An 18,294-nucleotide genomic window follows, 5' to 3' on the forward strand; every position below is an offset into this window, starting at 1 on the left:
CGAACACGCTGCGCATGTCGATCAGTTACGGTGCGTAGCGCGCGCTGCCTCGTCGGCCTCCCCACCTGCGCCGACGAGCCCGGAACGCATCCCCTGCAACCTCGGCGCGAACCTGCGCATCTCGCGCTGGCCGACCGTGCCGATGAGGGCCGGCAGGTAGCCGCGCACCCCCTGCATGCCGCGCAGCCACCACTGCCCGTACACGTGCGCCGAGCGCCGCTCGATCCCGGCCACGATCCGCTCCACCGCGGGGCCCAGCGGGTACGTCTTGTTCGACGGCCACGGCAGCCGCTGCCGCAACTCGCGCATCACGTCGTCCTGGTCGGCGCCGCGCACCATGTCGGTGTCGGTCCAGGACAGGTAGCCGACGCCGACCCGGACGCCCTGGTAGCCGACCTCGGCCCGCAGACTGTGCGCGTACGCCTCCACCCCCGACTTGGAGGCGCAGTACGCCGACATCATCGGCGCCGGGGTGATCGCGGCGAGCGAGGCGATCTGCAGCAGGTAGCCCCGGCTCTCGACCAGCACCGGCAGGAACGCGCGGGCCGTCACCGCCGAGCCGATCAGGTTCACCTCGATCACCCGCCGCCAGGCCTCCGGGTCGGAGTCGATGAACGGCCCCCCGGTGGCCACACCGGCGTTGGCGACGACGATGTCCACCTTCCCGAAGTGGGCCTTCACCTCCCGCGCCACCCGGCTCATCGCCTCGTGGTCGGTGACGTCCGCGTACCAGTGCGCGCTGTCGCTGTGCAGCCGCTCGGAGACCTCCTTGAGCGCCTCCTCCTCCAGCCCGACCAGCGCCACCTTGGCGCCCCGTGCGGAGAGCTTGCGGGCGAGCAACTCGCCGACGCCGCGCGCCGCTCCGGTGACGACGGCGACCTGCCCTTCGAGACCGACCCTGCTCATGCGCCCTCCTTGATCTGCGGCACCGGGGTGCCGTGGGACTGCTGCGGTACGCCGGGGGTGCCCGACGTGAGGTCGTCCGGCGTGAGGTCGTCCGGCGTGACGTACGTGGTGACCAGTTCCCGGATCCTGCCGGTCACCTGGTCGGACGCCTCGACCGGGGTCATGTGGCCGACGCCGGGCAGTTCGGTCAGGCCGACGCAGTGCGGCAGCGCGGCCACCAGCGCGCGGGCGTGCACGGGCGGGGTGAGCCGGTCCCGGGCGCCGTGCACCACCGCGGTGGGCACCCGCAACTCCCGTACGCCGTGGTCGAGATCGAGCGCCGCGAGGACACCGGCCCAGGCGTGGCGCACGGCCCGGGGGCAGGCGTGCACGATGTGCGCGCACGCCTCCACCATGTGCGGGGCCGAACCGGCGCCCATGGTGCCGTACTTGAGGACGCGCTTCGCCAGCGGCGTGACCGGGCCCAGCGGCGCGCGCGAACCGAGGATGCGGCCGGTGATCCAGGTGCGCGCCCGTCCGGCGCGCAGCGGCACCACACGCGACTCGGCGACCAGCCGGGAACTGCCCGTGCTGCACAGCAGGACGGCGGCGGTGTGCTCGCGGAAGCGGGCCCGGCCGGCTGCGGCCATGACCGTCATCCCGCCCATGGAGTGGCCGACCACCAGGGCCTTCTCCCCGCGCTCCAGCGCCTGCGCGAGCACCGCTTCGAGGTCGTCGGCCAGTGCGTCGGTGGTGCAGGCGGGGCTCGCCGGGCTGCGCCCGTGACCCCGCTGGTCGTAGGCGATCACCCGGTGGTCACGCGCCAGTTCGCGGATCTGGGCCGCCCAGAAGGCGGTCGAACAGGTCCAGCCGTGCGCGAGCACGACCGCGGGTGCCCCCGCGGGCCCGTGCACCTCGACGTGCAGCCGCGCGCCGTCGGCGGAGACGACGGTGAGGGTGCGGGCGGGAGCGGGCGGCGCGTAGGGCCCGGAGGCCACGGAGAGGGCGCGGCTCATGCGGCGGCCCCGCTCTTCGGCGCGCCACCGGTGGCGGCCGAGGGAGTGGCCTCGGGCGAGGGGGTGGCCTCGGGCGTGGAGGCGGACGCGGACGAGGCGGCGGACGCAGGCGTGGAGGCGGGCGCCGGTCCGCCGGTCCCCCGCGTGCCGGCCTTGCGGACGACCTGGTACTCCGCCAGATCCACCCGCCGGGTCGCGCGCCGGAACTCCGTCGTCGTACCGGGCCAGATGGTGGTGTTGCGGCCGCTCGGGTCGAGGTACCAGCTCGTGCAGCCGCCGGTGTTCCACACGGTCCGCCGCATGCGCTCCTGCACCCGCTGGTTCCAGGCGTCGACGGCGGCGGGGCGGGCGTCGAGCGCGGCCCGGCCGCCGAGGACGTCGAGCTGACGCAGGTAGTCCGCCATGTAGTTCAGCTGGGACTCGATCATCAGGATCATGGAGGAGTTCCCGAGGCCGGTGTTGGGCCCGATGATCGTCATCCAGTTGGGGAACCCGGCCGCCGCGGCTCCGCGCAGCGCCTGCATCCCGTTCTTCCAGGTCTCCGCGAGGGTGACGCCGTCCGCGCCGACCACCCGCTCGGCGATGGGCATGTCCGTGACGTGGAAGCCCGTGCCGAAGACGATCGCGTCGGCCTCGGCCTCGCTGCCGTCGGCGGCGACCAGGGTCGAGCCGCGGATCTCGGCGAGCCCGCTCGCCACGACGTCCACGTTCGGTTGGGCCAGCGCCGGGTAGTACGCGCTGGACAGCAGGATCCGCTTGCAGCCGATGCGGTAGTCCGGGGTGAGCTTGGCGCGCAGCGCCGGGTCCTTGATCGCCCGGGCCATGTTGCGCTTGGCGAGCTGCTCGACCAGACCGAGTTCGTCGGGGTGTTTGGTGAACGCCTGCACCTGGAGCTCCCGGATGCCCCACAGCAGGCCGCGCCGGAGCTGGGTGGTGAAGGGCAGCGCCCGGTGCAGCCGGCGCTCGGCGCCGCTGATCGCCCGGTCCACCCGGGGCATCACCCAGGCCGGGGTGCGCTGGAAGAGGGTGAGCCGGCCGACCTCGGGCTGGATGGCGGGCACGATCTGGATGGCGGAGGCGCCGGTGCCGACCACGGCCACGCGCTTGCCGGCCAGGTCGTAGTCGTGGTCCCAGCGGGCCGAGTGGAACACCTCGCCCGGGAAGGTCTCCAGACCGGGGATCTCCGGTGTCTTCGGGTCGGACAGCGGTCCGGTCGCGGAGACGACGACGTCGGCGGTCAGCGTCCCGGTCGCGGTCTCGATCTCCCAGCGCAGCTCCTCGCCGTCCCAGCGCATCATCTTCACCTCGGCGTCGAAGCGGAGGTGCGGGCGCAGTCCGAAGACGTCGGTGACGTGCTCCAGGTAGGCCCGGATGTGCTCCTGCCCGGAGAAGGTGCGCGGCCAGTCGGGGTTCGGCGCGAACGAGAAGGAGTAGAGGTGGGACGGGACGTCACAGGCGCACCCGGGATAGCTGTTGTCCCGCCAGGTGCCGCCGACGCTGCCGGCCCGCTCCAGGACGACGAAGTCGGTGATCCCCTCCCGGCGCAGCCGCACCGCGGCCCCCAGCCCGCCGAACCCGGACCCGATCACCGCCACTCGAACATGCTCGTGCTCGGCCATCCCGAAGCCTCCACGCATCGCCTTGGACTCTGCCAGTGAACACTGGCGCAATTGGACTGTAGAGCAGCTCCGTACCGAGCGGTAGGGGGCGCGGGAAGGAAAGTTACCGGCGGTACAACATAGGCTGCGGGCGTGGCAGACGACGGCGGACACAAGGTCGAGCAGAGCCCCGGGCACACCGGCGGACCGCGCGAGTACCGCATGGAGGAACTGGCCGGCCTGGCCGGCATCACCGTGCGCACCCTGCGCTTCTACCGCGAGCGCAAGCTGATCCCGCCGCCCCGCCGCGAGGGCCGCATCGCCTGGTACGACGACCGCCACCTGGCCCGCCTGCGCACCATCGCGGCGCTCCTGGAGCGCGGCCACACCCTCACCGGCATCGCGGAACTCGCCGAGGCCCTCGACCAGGGCCGCGACGTGGCCGACCTGCTGGGCGTCGGCACCCCGACCGAGGAGGAGCCGGTCCGCCTCACCCCCGAGGAGCTCGCCGCCCGCTTCGAGGGCGAGGTCACCCCGGAGAACCTGGCCGCCGCCCTGGACCTCGGCTACCTCGGCACCGACGGCGGCGAGATCGTCCACATCAGCCGCCGCCTGCTGGACGTCTCCTCCGCCCTGGTCCGCGAGGGCATCCCGCTCGCGGAGGTCCTGGCGGCGGGCGAACGCGTCCGCGCACACGCCGAGGCCCTGGCGGACCTCTTCACCGACCTGATCCTGCGCCACGCCACCGAACACGACCTCCACCGCCTGCGCCCCCTGGCCCGCAGCGTGGTGGAGGCGGAACTGTCCCTGGCCCTGGACCGGCGGATCAACAAACGGGCGTAAGCGCCGACCCAACGCCGAACGTTCACTCGATGGGGGAACTTTTCAGCGAAACGCGTCGCAGTAGGTGGGCGCTCTCCGAAAGTGAAGGCCGACGAAACCCCGGCGGCTGTCCTACCAGCCCCGGGGCATGGCCGACACTGCCTAGGAGCGCCGACGTGGCCGAGCATAGCCCGCAACCGTCCCTGCCCACCGCCGCCCAGCTCGGATCACCGCGCGCCCTTGGCGTCGTCCGGCTCAGCACTGTGACCGGAGTGACCACGTCACCGGACAGGCAGCGCGCCGCGATCCTTCTGTGCGCCGAGCGTCTGCGACTGACTTTGATCGCCGAAGCCGCCGATCTCGGCGTCTCGGCACGTCAGACGTCCCCGTTCGATAGGCCGTCGCTGTCGTCGTGGCTGCAGCGTCCGGACGCGTTCGACGCCGTGGTGTGGTCACACGTGGACCGCGCCGTACGATCCGTCCCCCACATGTCCCAACTGCTCGACTGGGGGAAGAAACACACGACGACCCTGATCTTCGCAATGCCCGAAGGGCTGGTGCCTCACCCCAGACCCTGAAACCACCGGCATCGTGCGCATGATTGTGGACGACGCGCGCTCGGGCCTGTCACTGGTCGCCATCGCCCTCAAGCTCGAGACGGCGGGCATCCCCGTGCCGCGCGATCGCCACGCCCAGCTACAGGGACGCCCCATGGGCGGCCGACGCCACGGGCGCGACTTCGAGCGCTTCCGGTGGACGGCCGGCAGCCTGTCCAAGATCCTCCGCACACCGGCACTGATGGGGCATCGGGTGCACAAGGGGAAGACCGTTCGCGACTCCGAAGGCGCACCGGTCCTTATCGGCCCCCCACTCCTCACCGAGGCCGAGTACCAGGCCCTCCAAAGCGTCCTCGACGCTCGCTCGCAGGTTCACCCCAGGCGCCGCGAGACATCCTTGCTGATCGGAGTGGCGCACTGCGCAGGGTGCGACGGCCGGATGTACTTCGCGACCCGGAAGCAATACACCTACGGCGACTACGTCTGCCGCGCCTCCGCCCGCGGCACCACCTGTCCGGCACCGGCCGCAATGCGCGCCAGTTGGCTGGACGATTACACCGTCAGCCGCTATCGGGAGGTGCGCGCCGTGGAGGGCGACGTGACCCGTAAGCAACTCCTGGCAGACGGGGTGCGCGTCACCGTCAGCAAGGGTCGTTGCGGCGGTGGTCCCGAGCGACTGGCCGGCCCGGACACCTCGCGACTGACGTTCACCGTCAATGGTCGGCAGCGCACGGGCCAACCGTGACCAGGAGGGGCGCACAGCGCCGGTGCGCCCCTTCCGTTCCGCTCAGTGATCGAAGACGACTGTCACAGGAGCATGATCGGACCAGCGCTCTTCATGGCTGGCGGCTCGTTCCACGTACGCCTTGACGGCTCGCTCGGCGATCCCGGGGGTCGCGACGGCGAGGTCGATCCGCCACCCCGCATTGTTCTCGAAGGCCCGCCCTCGGTACGACCACCACGTGTACGGCCCCTCGGTGTCCGGGTGCAGGGCGCGTACGACGTCGACGTAGCCGCCGTCGGCCGGGGCGAGGACGCGGTCGAGCCAGGCCCGCTCCTCGGGGAGGAAGCCCGAGTTCTTGGTGTTGCCGCGCCAGTTCTTGAGGTCGGCCTGCTGGTGGGCGATGTTCCAGTCGCCGCAGACCACCACGTGACGGCCGTCGGCGGCGGCCTTCTCGCGCAGCACCTTGAGGTGGGCCAGGAACTCGGCCATGAAGCGGGTCTTCTCGTCCTGGCGCTCCGTGCCGACCTCGCCGGAGGGCAGGTAGAGCGAGGCGACCGTGACGCCCGGCAGGTCGGCCTCGACGTAGCGGCCGCTGCCGTCGAACTCGGCCGAGCCGAAGCCGATCCGGACGCGGTCGGGCTCGCGTCGGGTGTAGAGGGAGACGCCGGCGCGGCCCTTGGCGGCGGCCGGGGCGTGCACCACGTGCCAGCCCCCGGGCTGCCTGACCTCCTCGGGAAGCTGGTGCGGTTCGGCGCGCACCTCCTGGAGGCAGACGACGTCCGCCGGGGTCTGGGCCAGCCACTCCACGAAGCCCTTCTTGGCGGCGGCCCGCAGCCCGTTCACGTTCACCGAGGTCACAGTCAGCACCAGGGCACGATACCGGCACACTGGTGCAGGTCCGTCTTTCCCGCTGCCTGCATAGAAGTACGATACCCAGAATGATTATACGTCGCGTTCGTTTCGATCACCCTGACGCCGTCAAGCTCAACGACGAGGTCCAGGCCGAGTACCACCTGCGCTACGGCGACGGCGGCGACGCCACGAGCCTCGACGCCACCGACTTCGATCCGCCGCGCGGGGCGTACTTGATCGTCTACGACGAGCTCGACCGCCCGGTGGCCACGGGCGGCTGGCGCAGCCAGGACGACAACGACGAGGGCAACGCGGACGGCGACGCCGAGCTGAAGCGGATGTTCGTCGTCTCGCAGATGCGCGGCCGTGGTCTGGCCCGCCGCATCCTCGCGGCCCTGGAGGAGGACGCCCGGGCGGCCGGCCGGCTCCGCATGGTGCTGGAGACCGGCACCAAGCAGCCGGAGGCCATCGCGCTGTACACCTCGTGCGGTTACGAGCCGTGCGACAAGTTCGGCTACTACCGGCACTACGAGGACAGCCGCTGCTACGCGAAGGCCCTGTAGACGCGATGAAACCCCAGTCGGCTCTGCCGACTGGGGCTTCATGATGCGTGGACCTGAGGGGATTTGAACCCCTGGCCCCCTCGATGCGAACGAGGTGCGCTACCGGACTGCGCCACAGGCCCTTGCAACGAGTGAAACTCTAGCATCCCCGTCGGGGTGCTTGGAAATCCGTTCCCTGACTGGTCAGGGGCGGGCCTCCGGGGGCGTGACGGCTGTCACTCGTTCGCCGCGCGGGGGCGGTCGCCGTCCTCGTACTGGTCGAACAGGGGTGTGCGTCCGCGGCCGCGCGCCCTCCGGGCGGAGGCGGCGCGGCGCTGGTCGCCGCGGCCGTCGGCCGGCCGGTCCTCGGCGTCGGGCGCCGGGTCGCCCGCCTCGGGAGCCTGGCCGTTCTCCTGGTCCGGCGCGACCGTGCTGGAGCGGGCCGAGCTCCAGGTGTCGGGCGCGCCGAGGTCGACGTCGGAGGTGGCCCGGGGGGCGACGGGGGCGGTGACGTAGGTCGGCAGCGGCACCGGCACGGGGTCCCAGCTGTCCCCCTGCCCGGGGCGGCGCCGGCGCTCGCGCTGCTGGTCGACCCACTCGGCGTGGTCGGTCTGCTCGACGAGGGCGCGGCGGTCCGCGGCGAGCGCGGAGAGGCCGGAGTCGGTGTCCGTCTCGGCTCCCTCCTCCGGTTCGTCGGCGACGGGGCCGGCGTCGGGGAGGGGGCGGCGGCGCGGCTGGCGTTCGCGCAGCCGCTGGGCCGCGACCTCGGCGCTGCGGCGGTCCATCTGGTAGGCGAAGCGGCGGCGTTCCTGGGAGCGGAGGTACGCGATGTACCCGCTCAGCAGGATCGCGGGCACGCCGGGCGCCCAGAGGAAGGCGAGGCCGCCGACGGCCGCGACGATCGCGCCCAGGGTGAAGGCGAGGAAGAGCATCACGGTGGTGCGCCGGCGGCGCGCGAGCGCCTTGGAGCGCTGGGCGCGTGCCGCGGACGCCTGTGCCGAGGGCGTGCGCCGGGGGGCCGGCACCCGCTTCTGGGCGGGGGCGGGACCCGGGGTGTGCGCGGAGGGGGACTTGGGCGCCGGGATGACGGGCCGGCCGGTCGCCGGTTCCGTCCGTTCGGAGGTCTCCGGTTCGGCGTCGGCGTGGACCTGACGGCGGGTCGGGGGCACGGCGAAGGCCCGGACGTCGACCGAGTCGGTGACGTCCGGTTGGCCGGCGTCCTGCTCCCCCTCCTGGACGGAGCGCGCCCGCAGGTCCTTGGCGTACCGGCGCTCCATACCCGCCCGTCCGGACAGCAGCCGGATGGCGGTACTGAAGCGTTCCGTCGGACGGGCCTCGTTCAGCTCGTCCTGCCTACGGAGCCACATCGGCACCAAGTAGGCGGCCCAGGCCCCGACGATGACTGCGTAGATGAGGCCGCTGCTGCTCACGTCTCACACGGTAGAGGGGTTTGCGTGGGGCCATCCGCCAATTGGGCCGGTGTGTCGCACGATCTGGCTGATATTTCCAGCTTTTTTTGCGACCGATGCGATCACAGGACCGCCGAAGTCGCGAATTGAATGTCCGGAGCCGGTCGCCGAGCGGTCAATTTCGAACACATATTCAATTACCGGACTGCGCGTGATTCCCGGGGTGCTGGGTGTGCTGGTCGCGTGCGGAGCGCGCCCGCTTCCAGCGCCCGAGCAGCCCCTCGGGCACCTCCTCGGCGGTGAGCGCGAAGACGAGGTGGTCCCGCCAGGCGCCGTCGATGTGCAGATAACGCGGCCGCAGCCCCTCCTCGCGGAATCCGAGTTTCTCCACGACCCGGCGGCTGGGCCGGTTCTCGGGGCGAATGCAGACCTCGACGCGGTGCAGCCCGACCGCGCGGAAACAGTGGTCCACCGCCAGCGCGACGGCCGTCGGCATGACCCCGCGCCCGGCGACCGCCTCGTCCACCCAGTAGCCGACGTGCCCCGAGCACATCGACCCCCAGGTGATCCCGGCGACCGTCAACTGCCCGACGAGCTGCCCCTGGTACTCGATGACGAAGGGCAGCATCCGGCCCGCGTTGGCCTCGGACCGCAGGTGCCGGACCATCTGGCGGTAGGTCGGCCGGTGCACGACCGGACCGCTCGGCGTGGGCGGCGGGATGGTCGCCTCCCAGGGGCGCAGCCAGTCCCGGTTGCGCCGGTTCACCTCACGCCAGGCCCGCTGGTCGCGCAGCTTTATCGGCCGGAGGACGACATCGCCGTCCGCCAGCACGACCGGCCAGGATGGGCTGTTCAGCTCGCACCCCCACTGGTGGCGCCGGGCCGGGCGTGGTCGCCGCCGCGGATCTGGTCGACGGCGTGCGCCAGCAGGGGCTCCAGGACGGCCAGCCCGTCCCGCACCCCGCCGGTGGAACCCGGCAGGTTGACGATCAGCGTCCGCCCGGCCACCCCGGCCAGTCCCCGGGAGAGCGCGGCGGTCGGCACCTTGTCCCGGCCGAACGCGCGGATCGCCTCCGCGATGCCGGGCACCTCGTGGTCGAGCACGCTCCGGGTCGCCTCAGGGGTGCGGTCGGTGGGCGAGATGCCGGTGCCCCCGGTGGTGACGACGACGTCGAAGCCGGCCGCCACGGCCTCCCGCAGCGCGGCCTCGACCGGGTCGCCGTCGGGCACGACCCGCGGCCCTTCGACGGTGAACCCGAAGCCCCTGAGGCCGTCCGCGACCAGCGGCCCGCCCCTGTCCTCGTAGACGCCGGCGGCGGCGCGGTTGGAGGCGGTCACGACCAGCGCGCGGTACGGCCCGCCGCTCATGCCCGGCTCCAGTCGCCCGACTTGCCGCCCGTCTTCTCCTCGACCCGTACGTCCGTGATGACCGCTCCCTTGTCGACCGCCTTGACCATGTCGATCACGGTGAGCGCGGCGACCGTCACCGCGGTCAGGGCCTCCATCTCGACGCCGGTCCGGTCCGTCGTCTTCACGGTGGCCCGGATCTCCACGGCGTCGTCCGCGACCGACAGGTCCAGTTTCACACCGGACACCGACAACGGGTGACAGAGCGGGATCAGATCGGGGGTGCGTTTGGCGCCCATGATGCCCGCGATGCGGGCGGTGGCGAGGGCGTCCCCCTTGGGCATGCCCTCGCCGCGCAGCAGTTCCACCACGCGGGGCGAGACGAGGACCCGTCCGGCGGCGCGGGCGGTGCGGGCGGTGACGTCCTTGCCGGACACGTCGACCATCCGGGCGGCGCCCGCCTCGTCGATGTGCGTCAGCCGGTCCTGTGCGGAGGTTCCGGGGGTCTCCCCCCGGGATGGCACGGTCATGGTGTGTGGCGCTCCCGGTCCGGGCCCGGCGCGGTGCGGTGCGCGGACCTGTTGTGCGCGACACGGTACCGCCAAGTCGGGACGGGCACCGGGCCAGGACCCCGGACGGACGCTCAGCCGAGCAGCACGACCTCCACCTCGGTGCCCGGCTCGGCGGACTCCACGTCCTCGGGCAGGACGATCAGCGCGTCGGCGTGGGCCAGCGCCGCGATGAGGTGCGAGCCGGAGCCGCCCACGGGGGTCACCTCGCCGTCGGCGTAGGTGCCGCGCAGGAACTGCCGGCGCCCCCGGGGCGAGCCGAGCGCCTTGTCCGCGCGCAGGGTGGCCCGGGCGCGCGGCCGGTGGACGTCCGTCAGGCCCATGAGGGTGCGGATCGCGGGGCGCACGAACAGCTCGAAGGAGACGTACGACGACACGGGGTTGCCGGGCAGGGCCAGCAGCGGGGTGTGGTCGCGGCCGATGGAGCCGAAGCCCTGGGGCTTGCCGGGCTGCATGGCGAGCTTGCGGAAGTCGATGCCGCCGCCCGCCTCGTCCTCGTCGCCGGCGTACGACAGCGCCTCCTTGACGACGTCGTACGCCCCGACGCTGACCCCGCCGGTGGTGACGAGCAGGTCGGCGCGGATGAGCTGGTCCTCGACGGTGGACCGGAGGATGTCGGCGTCGTCGGCGACGGCGCCCACCCGGTAGGCGATGGCGCCCGCGTCCCGCGCGGCGGCGGTGAGGGCGAAGCTGTTGGAGTCGTAGATCTGGCCGTGGGCCAGTTCCTCGCCGGGCTGGACGAGCTCGCTGCCGGTGGACAGGACGACCACGCGCGGGCGCGGCCGCACCCGGACGGTGCCCCGGCCGATGGCGGCGAGCAGGGCGATCTGCGGCGGGCCGAGGATCGTCCCGGCCTCCAGGGCGAGGTCACCGGCCTTCACGTCGCCGCCCTTGGCGCGCACGTGCGCGCGTGCCTCGGCGGGGCGGTGCACGCGCACCTGCCCCTCGGAGCCCTCGGGGGCCAGGCTGCGCGCCCGCATCCCGTTCACCGGTCCCTCGCCGAGCCCGCCGTCGGTCCATTCGACGGGGACGACGGCCTCGGCGCCGGGCGGCAGCGGGGCGCCGGTCATGATGCGGGCCGCCTGGCCGGGGCCGACCCGCACCGGGTCGGCCGCGCCCGCCGCGACGTCCCCGACGACCTCCAGGACGGCCGGGAACTCCTCACTCGCGCCCGACACGTCCGCGACCCGCACCGCGTAACCGTCCATGGAGCTGTTGTCGAACGGCGGCAGGGAGACCGGCACCGTGACGTCGTCGACCAGGACGCAGCCCAGGGCGTCGAGCAGGTGCAGCTCGATGGGTTCGAGGGGACGGACGGTGGTGAGGATGTCGTCCAGGTGCTCGTCCACCGACCAGAGGTGGTCCGGGTCGTCGGGACGGGTCGCGGCGCTGCTCAACGTTGCTGCATCTCCTCGGCTACGTAACTGCGGAGCCAGGCCCGGAAGTCCGGGCCCAGGTCTTCACGTTCGCACGCCAGTCTGACAATGGCACGCAGGTAGTCGCCACGGTCGCCGGTGTCATAACGGCGGCCCTTGAAGACGACGCCGTGCACCGGGCCGCCGACCTTCTCGTCCTCGGTGAGCTGCTGGAGGGCGTCGGTGAGCTGGATCTCGCCGCCGCGTCCCGGCTCGGTCTTGCGCAGTATGTCGAAGATGTGCGGGTCGAGGACGTAACGGCCGATGACGGCGTAGCCGGACGGCGCGTCGGCCGGGTCGGGCTTCTCGACCAGGCCGGTCACCCGGACCACGTCGCCCTCGGCGGTGGCCTCCACGGCGGCGCAGCCGTAGAGGTGGATCTGCTCGGGGGCGACCTCCATGAGGGCGATCACACTGCCGCCGTGCCGCTCCTGGATCTCGATCATGCGCTGCAGCAGCGGGTCGCGCGGGTCGATCAGGTCGTCGCCCAGGAGGACGGCGAAGGGCTCCTGGCCGACGTGCGGGGCGGCGCACAGGACGGCGTGGCCGAGGCCCCTGGGATCGCCCTGGCGCACGTAGTGCATCGTGGCCAGGTCGCTGGACTCCTGCACCTTCGCGAGCCGCTCGGCGTCGCCCTTCTTCCCGAGCGCCGACTCCAGCTCGTAGTTGCGGTCGAAGTGGTCCTCCAGGGGACGCTTGTTGCGTCCGGTGATCATGAGGACGTCGTCGAGCCCCGCCGACACGGCCTCCTCGACCACGTACTGGATCGCCGGCTTGTCCACGACCGGCAGCATCTCCTTGGGAGTGGCCTTGGTGGCCGGCAGGAACCGGGTGCCGAGGCCTGCTGCGGGAATGACAGCCTTGCTGATCCTGGGGTGCGACTGAGTCATGCCCGAACCTTAACCGGTGCCTTTGCGCGGAATGTGTGGCTCCGGTTATTTGACTCTCATATGAGCACATTGAGCATGAGCACATCGAGAAAGGCACGAGAACGACCAGTGGAACACGACGGACGCACCGACGAGCCTGACAAGCGCACGTTGCGGCGGGAGTTCTTGGCGGTGAGGAACAGGTTGACGCCGGATGTCGTCCGGGAGGCGGGCGGCACGCTGGCCGGACACGCCCTGGAGCTGCCCGAACTCGCGGGCGCCCGCACGGTGGCGGCCTACGTCTCGGTCGGGTCCGAGCCCGGCACGGCCGCGCTGCTGGACGCGCTGCGCGCGCGGGGCGTCCGCGTCCTGCTCCCCGCGCTGCTGCCCGACAACGACCTGGACTGGGGCGAGTACGCCGGTGCGGGCTCGCTCACGCGGATTCAACATGGCGGAAAGATGGCCCTGTTCGAACCCTCGGGCGAGCGGCTCGGACCGGACGCGGTGACCGCGGCCGACGCGGTCCTGCTGCCCGGGCTCGCGGTGGACGCGCGCGGGATGCGCCTGGGGCGCGGCGGCGGGTCGTACGACCGGGTGCTCGCCCGTCTGGAGCGCGCGGGCGCCCGCCCCGCCCTGGTGGTGCTGCTCTACGACACGGAGGTCGTCGCGCGCGTGCCGGCGGAGCCGCACGACCGGCCGGTGCACGCGGTGGTGACCCCGTCGGGCGTGCGCCGCTTCCCCGGCGCCTGATCCGGCCGGTACGCCGACGGCGGGGGCCGCCACGCGCGCGCGTGGCGGCCCCCGCCGTCGATGTGGCGCCCTCGGCTCACGGTTTGAGGACGAGGGTGTCGCTCGTGCTCCCGTCGACCGCCTTGTCCGTGAACGACCAGGGCAGCAGCTCGCCCTTGGCCCACTTGCCGGTCTGGTCGACGTAGTGGGCGCTGTAGGCGTGCCCGGAGGCGCCGGTCAGGTTGATCCACCGGGACTTGTCGAGGTCCTTGAGGTTGACCACCATCCGCATGGACGGCACCCAGACCACGCCGTAACCGCCGGCCGCGTTCCAGCCGGAGGCGTTGACGGTCGCCTCGCCGCCGCTGAGCTTCCAGGGGCCGCGGTTGAGGACGTACTGCAGGAATCCGGGGCCCTCGGTGCCGAGCGTCTGGTTCTTCAGGAACAGGCGGTGCAGCCGGCCCCAGCTCCAGGAGTCGATGTCCTTGCCGAGCTTGGCGGTCAGCTCCCAGCGGGCGTCGACCATGGCGCGCTCGAAGAGCTGGTCCATGTTGTCGGCCTTCTTGCGGTCACCCGCCCCCGCCGGGGTCTTCCACCAGTCGCTGTCCGGCTTCTCCATGAGGGTGCGGACCACCTCGAACCAGCGGTCGCCGCCGTCCGGCTGGGCCTGGTCGGCGTCGCGCTCGCCGCACTCGCGCACCTTGCTGTCGTCGTCGACCGGACCGGTGCTGTCGATCTTGTCGACCCACAGGCACTGGCCCTTGACCCGCAGCTCCTTGGGCAGCTTGTTGCCGAAGGCGAGCTTGAGGATGTTGCGCCAGACCGCGTTGAAGTAGGCGGCCGCGGCGGAGTCGGCGTCCTGGGTGTAGTCCCAGCCCTCCAGGAGCTTCTGCGCCTGGCGGACGTCCTTGTCGTCGACGTTGATCTTCAGCAGCCTGGGCACGAGCAGCTTGGCGATGTCGCTGCTGTTGTCCAGCTGCATCTGGCGCATGTCCTCGGTGGAGATCTTGCCGCCGTCCTTGATCTTCGACTCGATCAGGTCGGTGATGCGCTGGCTGCGGGTGCCGTAGCCCCAGTCCGTGGTGAGCGTGTACGGGTACTTGTCCGGGTCGACCACGGCCTGGTTGGCGGTGACGATGTAGCCGCGCGCGGGGTCGTACTCGTAGGGCAGCTCGTTCTTCTTGATGAAGCCGGTCCAGCGGTACTTGGAGTCCCAGCCGGGAGCCGGGATCGAGCCGTCGTCCGCCGAGGAGCGCGTGGGGATCTTCCCGGGCAGGGTGTAGCCGATGTGCCCCGCGGTGTCGGCGTAGACGAGGTTCTGCGAGGGCACGTCGAACAGGGCGGCGGCGGAGCGGAAGTCGCTCCAGCCGGCTGCCTTGTCGAGGGCGAACACCGCGTCCATGGAGGTGCCCGGGTCGAGCGCCGTCCACCTCAGGGCGATGCCGTAGCCGTCGCCGCGGTCGGGTGCGGCCGTGTTGACCGTGGCCTTCCTGCCGACCTGGACGAGTTCGTCGTCGCGGTCGGACAGCAGCGGCATCCCGTCGGCGGTCTGGCGCACGACGATGGTCTTGGACTTGCCCCCGGCGACCTTGATGGTCTCCTGCCGGTTCTTGAAGGGCCGCACCTTGCCGTCGTACTGGTAGCCGTTGGCGGTGACCTTCTCCAGGTAGAGGTCGGTGACGTCCACCCCGGAGTTGGTCATGCCCCACGCGATGTCGGCGTTGTGGCCGATGATCACACCGGGCATCCCGGCGAAGGTGTAGCCGGCGACGTCGTACTGGCACTTGCTGGAGACGGTGCGGCAGTGCAGGCCCATCTGGTACCAGACGGACGGCAGCGACGCCGACAGGTGCGGGTCGTTGGCGAGCAGCGGCTTCTTGGTGATCGTGTACTTGCCGGAGACGACCCAGGAGTTGGAGCCGATGCCCTGGCCGTTCACGCCGACGGCGGTCGGCACGTCGTCCAGGACCTTGTAGAGGCCCGCGAGCTGGCTGGTGAGGGCCGAACCCGACGAGGTCGAGGTGCCGGACGACGTGGTGCCGGTCGTGCCCGTCGTGCCGGTGGTTCCCGTCGTGCCGGTGGTGCCGGTCGTGCCCGTGCCGGTCGAGCCGGTCGAGCCCGTGGAGCCGGTCGAGCCCGTGGCGCCGCTCTGCTGGAAGGAGTGGGTCAGCTCGCTGTACTGGCCCTCCTGCACGATCGGCTTGTGACGGCTGTACGGGTACCGCGGGTACAGGTCCTGGATCTGCTGCGGGCCGAGGCGGCCGGCCATCAGCGCGCGGTCCACCTCGTCCTGCATGTTGCCGCGCAGGTCCCAGGCCATCGCCTTCAGCCAGGAGACCGAGTCGACCGGGGTCCACGGCTGCGGCTGGTAGTCGTTGGTCAGCCCCAGCGCCGCGTACTCCAGGGAGATGTCCTTGCCGCTCCTGCCCTTGAGGTAGGCGTTGACACCCTTGGCGTAGGCCCGCAGGTACGCCTTGGTGGAGGACGACAGCTTGGTGTCGTACTCCTGCTTGGCGACGCGGTCCCAGCCGAGGGTGCGCAGGAACTCGTCGTTCTTGACCTGGCCCTTGCCGAACATCTCCGACAGGCGCCCGGAGGTCATGTGCCGGCGCACGTCCATCTCGTAGAACCGGTCCTGCGCCTGGACGTAGCCCTGCGCCATGAACAGGTCCGCGTCCGAGGAGGCGTAGATCTGCGGGATGCCGCTGCCGTCCCGCTTCACGTCGACGGGCCCGGAGAGGCCGTCGAGCGTGATCGTTCCCTGGGTCTGCGGGAAGGAGGCGCGGACGGTGCTGATCGACCAGTACGCCCCGTAGGCGACGCCAGCGACGAGGGCGAGGACCAGCACCAGCACGAGGAGTCGGGCTTTGCGCCCCTTCTTCCTGCCGGACTTGACGGGCGTGGCACCGGTCGTGGCGGTGTCACCCGTTGTGGCGGTGGTGTTGGGGGGCATCGCTGTCCTTGCTGTCCTAACGCGAGCGGCAGGTCGGGCTGTGACTTTGAATGAGCGCTGGGAGCAACCATAGGCGCAGGGCCCTGTCCCGCTTGACGCGGAGTCGGGAACCGGCGCGCACGAGCGTTCGATCTTGCCTCGCGAAGCGTCAAGAAAGCGTCAAGAATTAGGTAAGGTAACGAAGTACTTGGGTGCGGTGCGCCGCAGCCTCGGGTCTTGTGTACGCGAGCCCGCGCGTGCCCCGCGCGGGCCAAGGAAGGGAACCGCCGCTGACTGTCCACCACCTCAACCAGCTCCTGCTCGTCTGCTCCCTCGTCCTGCTCGTCGCCGTCGCGGCGGTCCGGATCTCCTCCCGCAGCGGGCTCCCCAGCCTGCTCGTCTACCTGGGGATCGGCGTCCTCATGGGCCAGGACGGCATCGGGCACATCCACTTCAACAGCGCCGAAGTGACCCAGGTGATGGGATACGCGGCCCTGGTCGTGATCCTCGCCGAGGGCGGTCTGGGCACGAAGTGGAAGGAGGTCCGGCCGGTCCTGTCGTCCGCCTCGGTCCTGGCGACGGCGGGAGTCGCGGTCAGCGTCGGCGTCACGGCGGCCGGCGCCCACTACCTGGTCGGGCTGGACTGGCGGCAGGCCCTCATCATCGGGGCCGTGGTGTCGTCGACGGACGCGGCGGCGGTCTTCTCCGTGCTGCGGCGCATCCCGCTCCCCGCGCGCGTGACCGGCACCCTGGAGGCGGAGTCCGGCTTCAACGACGCCCCGGTCGTCATCCTGGTCGTCGCCTTCTCCCAGGCGGGCCCGGTCGAGCACTGGTACACCCTGGTCGGCGAGATTGCCCTGGAGCTGGCCATCGGAGCCACCGTCGGGCTCGCGGTGGGCTGGATCGGGTCCTGGGCACTGCGGCGCGTGGCGCTGCCCGCCTCGGGTCTGTACCCGATCGCCGTGATGGCCATCGCCGTCACCGCCTACGCCGACGGCGCCCTGGCGCACGGCAGCGGCTTCCTCGCCGTCTACCTGGCCTCGATGATGCTCGGCAACGCCAAGCTGCCGCACTGGCCCGCCACCCGCGGCTTCGCCGAGGGGCTCGGCTGGATCGCGCAGATCGGCATGTTCGTCGTGCTCGGCCTGCTGGTCACCCCGCACGAGCTGGGCGACGACATCCTGCCCGCGCTGGTCATCGGGCTGGTGCTGACCATGGTCGCGCGCCCGCTGAGCGTGGTCTTCAGCCTGGCCCCGTTCCGGGTGCCGTGGCAGGAGCAGGTCCTGATGTCGTGGGCGGGCCTGCGCGGCGCCGTCCCCATCATCCTGGCGACCATCCCCATGGTGAACGGCGTCGCGGGCAGCCGGCGCATCTTCAACCTCGTCTTCGTGCTGGTCGTCGTCTACACCCTCATCCAGGGCCCGACGCTGCCCTGGCTGGCCCGCACGCTGCGGCTCGGCGAGCAGGGCGAGGCGTCCGACCTGGGCATCGAGTCGGCGCCCCTGGAGCGGCTGCGCGGGCACCTGCTGTCCGTCTCCATCCCCGAGGGCTCCCGGATGAACGGCGTCGAGGTCAACGAGCTGCGGCTGCCGCCCGGAGCCGCCGTCACGCTGGTCGTGCGGGAGGGGAAGTCGTTCGTTCCGCTGCCCACGACGGTGCTGCGGCACGCCGACGAACTCCTCGTCGTGGCCACCGACCCGGTCCGCGACGCCGCGGAACGGCGGCTGCGCGCCGTCGCCCACGGCGGCAAGCTGGCCGACTGGCTCGGGACGAGCGGCGCGGGCTCACGCTGAGATACGCCGAGCCCGTCGCCGCCCACGTCGCGGTCCAGGCGCTGTCGGCGGGCGGGCTCGCGCCGCGTCGGGCTCGTCGAAGGTGCGCACCCGCTGCCTTCCCAGGCGCACGCGCCCCGGGGTGCGCCTTTTCACAGGGGCACAAGCCCTTGATCCCTGTAGGATGAAGGCGCACCCTGATCGAACCAACTCTGCCTGACGCAGAGCTGGCGCGACCGTATGGCGGCCGGAACGC

The 18,294-nt window shown here is 71.8% G+C and carries 17 protein-coding genes and 1 tRNA gene; 6 read left to right on the top strand and 12 right to left on the bottom strand.

From position 1 onward, the window contains the following. Positions 1 to 21: 21 nt before the first annotated feature. Genes B446_RS16430 through B446_RS16440 form a run of 3 tightly spaced genes read right to left on the bottom strand, consistent with a single transcriptional unit; the run spans position 22 to position 3,520 of the window. Entirely contained in the window at positions 22 to 906 is an 885-nt protein-coding gene (locus B446_RS16430; protein WP_020940573.1) for an SDR family oxidoreductase, read from the bottom strand. Further along, positions 903 to 1,901: an alpha/beta fold hydrolase gene (locus B446_RS16435; RefSeq protein ID WP_020940574.1), complete on the bottom strand. Its 999-nt coding sequence runs from the start codon at positions 1,899 to 1,901 to the stop codon at positions 903 to 905. The genes B446_RS16430 and B446_RS16435 overlap by 4 nt, the downstream gene beginning before the upstream one ends. Continuing rightward, positions 1,898 to 3,520 carry a flavin-containing monooxygenase gene (locus tag B446_RS16440; protein WP_043475753.1) on the bottom strand — a complete coding sequence of 541 codons (1,623 nt, stop codon included), beginning with the start codon at positions 3,518 to 3,520 and terminating at the stop codon, positions 1,898 to 1,900. The genes B446_RS16435 and B446_RS16440 overlap by 4 nt, the downstream gene beginning before the upstream one ends. A 201-nt stretch (positions 3,521 to 3,721) precedes the next feature. Here B446_RS16440 and B446_RS16445 point away from each other — a divergent pair, with 201 nt between their 5' ends. The 3 genes from B446_RS16445 to B446_RS16455 all read left to right on the top strand — a co-directional run bounded on the left by B446_RS16445 (position 3,722) and on the right by B446_RS16455 (position 5,623). Next, the gene (locus B446_RS16445) at positions 3,722 to 4,342 is read left to right on the top strand and encodes a MerR family transcriptional regulator (RefSeq protein ID WP_043478429.1); all 621 of its coding nucleotides are present in this window, start codon (positions 3,722 to 3,724) and stop codon (positions 4,340 to 4,342) included. Between the two features lie 155 nt (positions 4,343 to 4,497). Then, positions 4,498 to 4,899 (top strand): recombinase family protein, encoded by a 402-nt coding sequence (locus B446_RS16450; RefSeq protein ID WP_043475756.1) that lies wholly within the window; start codon positions 4,498 to 4,500, stop codon positions 4,897 to 4,899. Between the two features lie 19 nt (positions 4,900 to 4,918). Then, positions 4,919 to 5,623 carry a recombinase family protein gene (locus B446_RS16455; RefSeq protein ID WP_043475759.1) on the top strand — a complete coding sequence of 235 codons (705 nt, stop codon included), beginning with the start codon at positions 4,919 to 4,921 and terminating at the stop codon, positions 5,621 to 5,623. A 42-nt stretch (positions 5,624 to 5,665) separates the two neighbouring features. Here B446_RS16455 and B446_RS16460 read toward each other — a convergent pair whose 3' ends face one another. Continuing rightward, entirely contained in the window at positions 5,666 to 6,460 is a 795-nt protein-coding gene (locus B446_RS16460) for an exodeoxyribonuclease III (RefSeq protein ID WP_020940577.1), read from the bottom strand. A gap of 80 nt (positions 6,461 to 6,540) precedes the next feature. Between B446_RS16460 and B446_RS16465 the strand changes: the two genes are divergently transcribed. Continuing rightward, entirely contained in the window at positions 6,541 to 7,017 is a 477-nt protein-coding gene (locus tag B446_RS16465; protein ID WP_020940578.1) for a GNAT family N-acetyltransferase, read from the top strand. Between the two features lie 48 nt (positions 7,018 to 7,065). On the opposite strand, the gene B446_RS16470 is transcribed toward B446_RS16465, so the two are convergent. From B446_RS16470 to galU, 7 genes are all read right to left on the bottom strand, one after another. Continuing rightward, positions 7,066 to 7,139 (bottom strand) — tRNA-Ala (locus B446_RS16470). 93 nt (positions 7,140 to 7,232) lie between these two features. Next, positions 7,233 to 8,426 (bottom strand): gephyrin-like molybdotransferase receptor GlpR, encoded by a 1,194-nt coding sequence (gene glpR / locus B446_RS16475; protein ID WP_020940579.1) that lies wholly within the window; start codon positions 8,424 to 8,426, stop codon positions 7,233 to 7,235. A gap of 172 nt (positions 8,427 to 8,598) precedes the next feature. Continuing rightward, complete coding sequence (locus B446_RS16480) at positions 8,599 to 9,237, bottom strand: GNAT family N-acetyltransferase (protein ID WP_020940580.1); 639 nt, start codon at positions 9,235 to 9,237, stop codon at positions 8,599 to 8,601. Positions 9,238 to 9,257: 20 nt separating this feature from the next. Beyond that, the gene (locus B446_RS16485) at positions 9,258 to 9,773 is read right to left on the bottom strand and encodes a MogA/MoaB family molybdenum cofactor biosynthesis protein (RefSeq protein ID WP_020940581.1); all 516 of its coding nucleotides are present in this window, start codon (positions 9,771 to 9,773) and stop codon (positions 9,258 to 9,260) included. Continuing rightward, positions 9,770 to 10,282: a cyclic pyranopterin monophosphate synthase MoaC gene (gene moaC / locus B446_RS16490; protein ID WP_020940582.1), complete on the bottom strand. Its 513-nt coding sequence runs from the start codon at positions 10,280 to 10,282 to the stop codon at positions 9,770 to 9,772. Before moaC ends, B446_RS16485 begins: the two co-directional genes overlap by 4 nt. Before the next feature lie 113 nt (positions 10,283 to 10,395). Beyond that, entirely contained in the window at positions 10,396 to 11,718 is a 1,323-nt protein-coding gene (gene glp / locus B446_RS16495) for a gephyrin-like molybdotransferase Glp (protein ID WP_020940583.1), read from the bottom strand. Then, the gene (gene galU / locus B446_RS16500) at positions 11,715 to 12,626 is read right to left on the bottom strand and encodes a UTP--glucose-1-phosphate uridylyltransferase GalU (RefSeq protein WP_020940584.1); all 912 of its coding nucleotides are present in this window, start codon (positions 12,624 to 12,626) and stop codon (positions 11,715 to 11,717) included. The genes glp and galU overlap by 4 nt, the downstream gene beginning before the upstream one ends. A gap of 75 nt (positions 12,627 to 12,701) precedes the next feature. Here galU and B446_RS16505 point away from each other — a divergent pair, with 75 nt between their 5' ends. Beyond that, on the top strand, positions 12,702 to 13,355 hold the full coding sequence (locus B446_RS16505) for a 5-formyltetrahydrofolate cyclo-ligase (RefSeq protein WP_106960581.1): 654 nt from the start codon (positions 12,702 to 12,704) through the stop codon (positions 13,353 to 13,355). Positions 13,356 to 13,431: 76 nt separating this feature from the next. Here B446_RS16505 and B446_RS16510 read toward each other — a convergent pair whose 3' ends face one another. Beyond that, positions 13,432 to 16,287 (bottom strand): penicillin acylase family protein, encoded by a 2,856-nt coding sequence (locus B446_RS16510; protein WP_020940586.1) that lies wholly within the window; start codon positions 16,285 to 16,287, stop codon positions 13,432 to 13,434. A 218-nt stretch (positions 16,288 to 16,505) separates the two neighbouring features. Between B446_RS16510 and B446_RS16515 the strand changes: the two genes are divergently transcribed. Continuing rightward, positions 16,506 to 18,059, top strand: coding sequence for a potassium/proton antiporter (locus tag B446_RS16515; protein WP_020940587.1), 1,554 nt, complete (start codon positions 16,506 to 16,508; stop codon positions 18,057 to 18,059). The last annotated feature ends 235 nt before the right edge of the window (positions 18,060 to 18,294 follow it).

The sequence above is a fragment of the Streptomyces collinus Tu 365 genome (assembly GCF_000444875.1).
GTDB lineage: Bacteria > Actinomycetota > Actinomycetes > Streptomycetales > Streptomycetaceae > Streptomyces > Streptomyces collinus_A.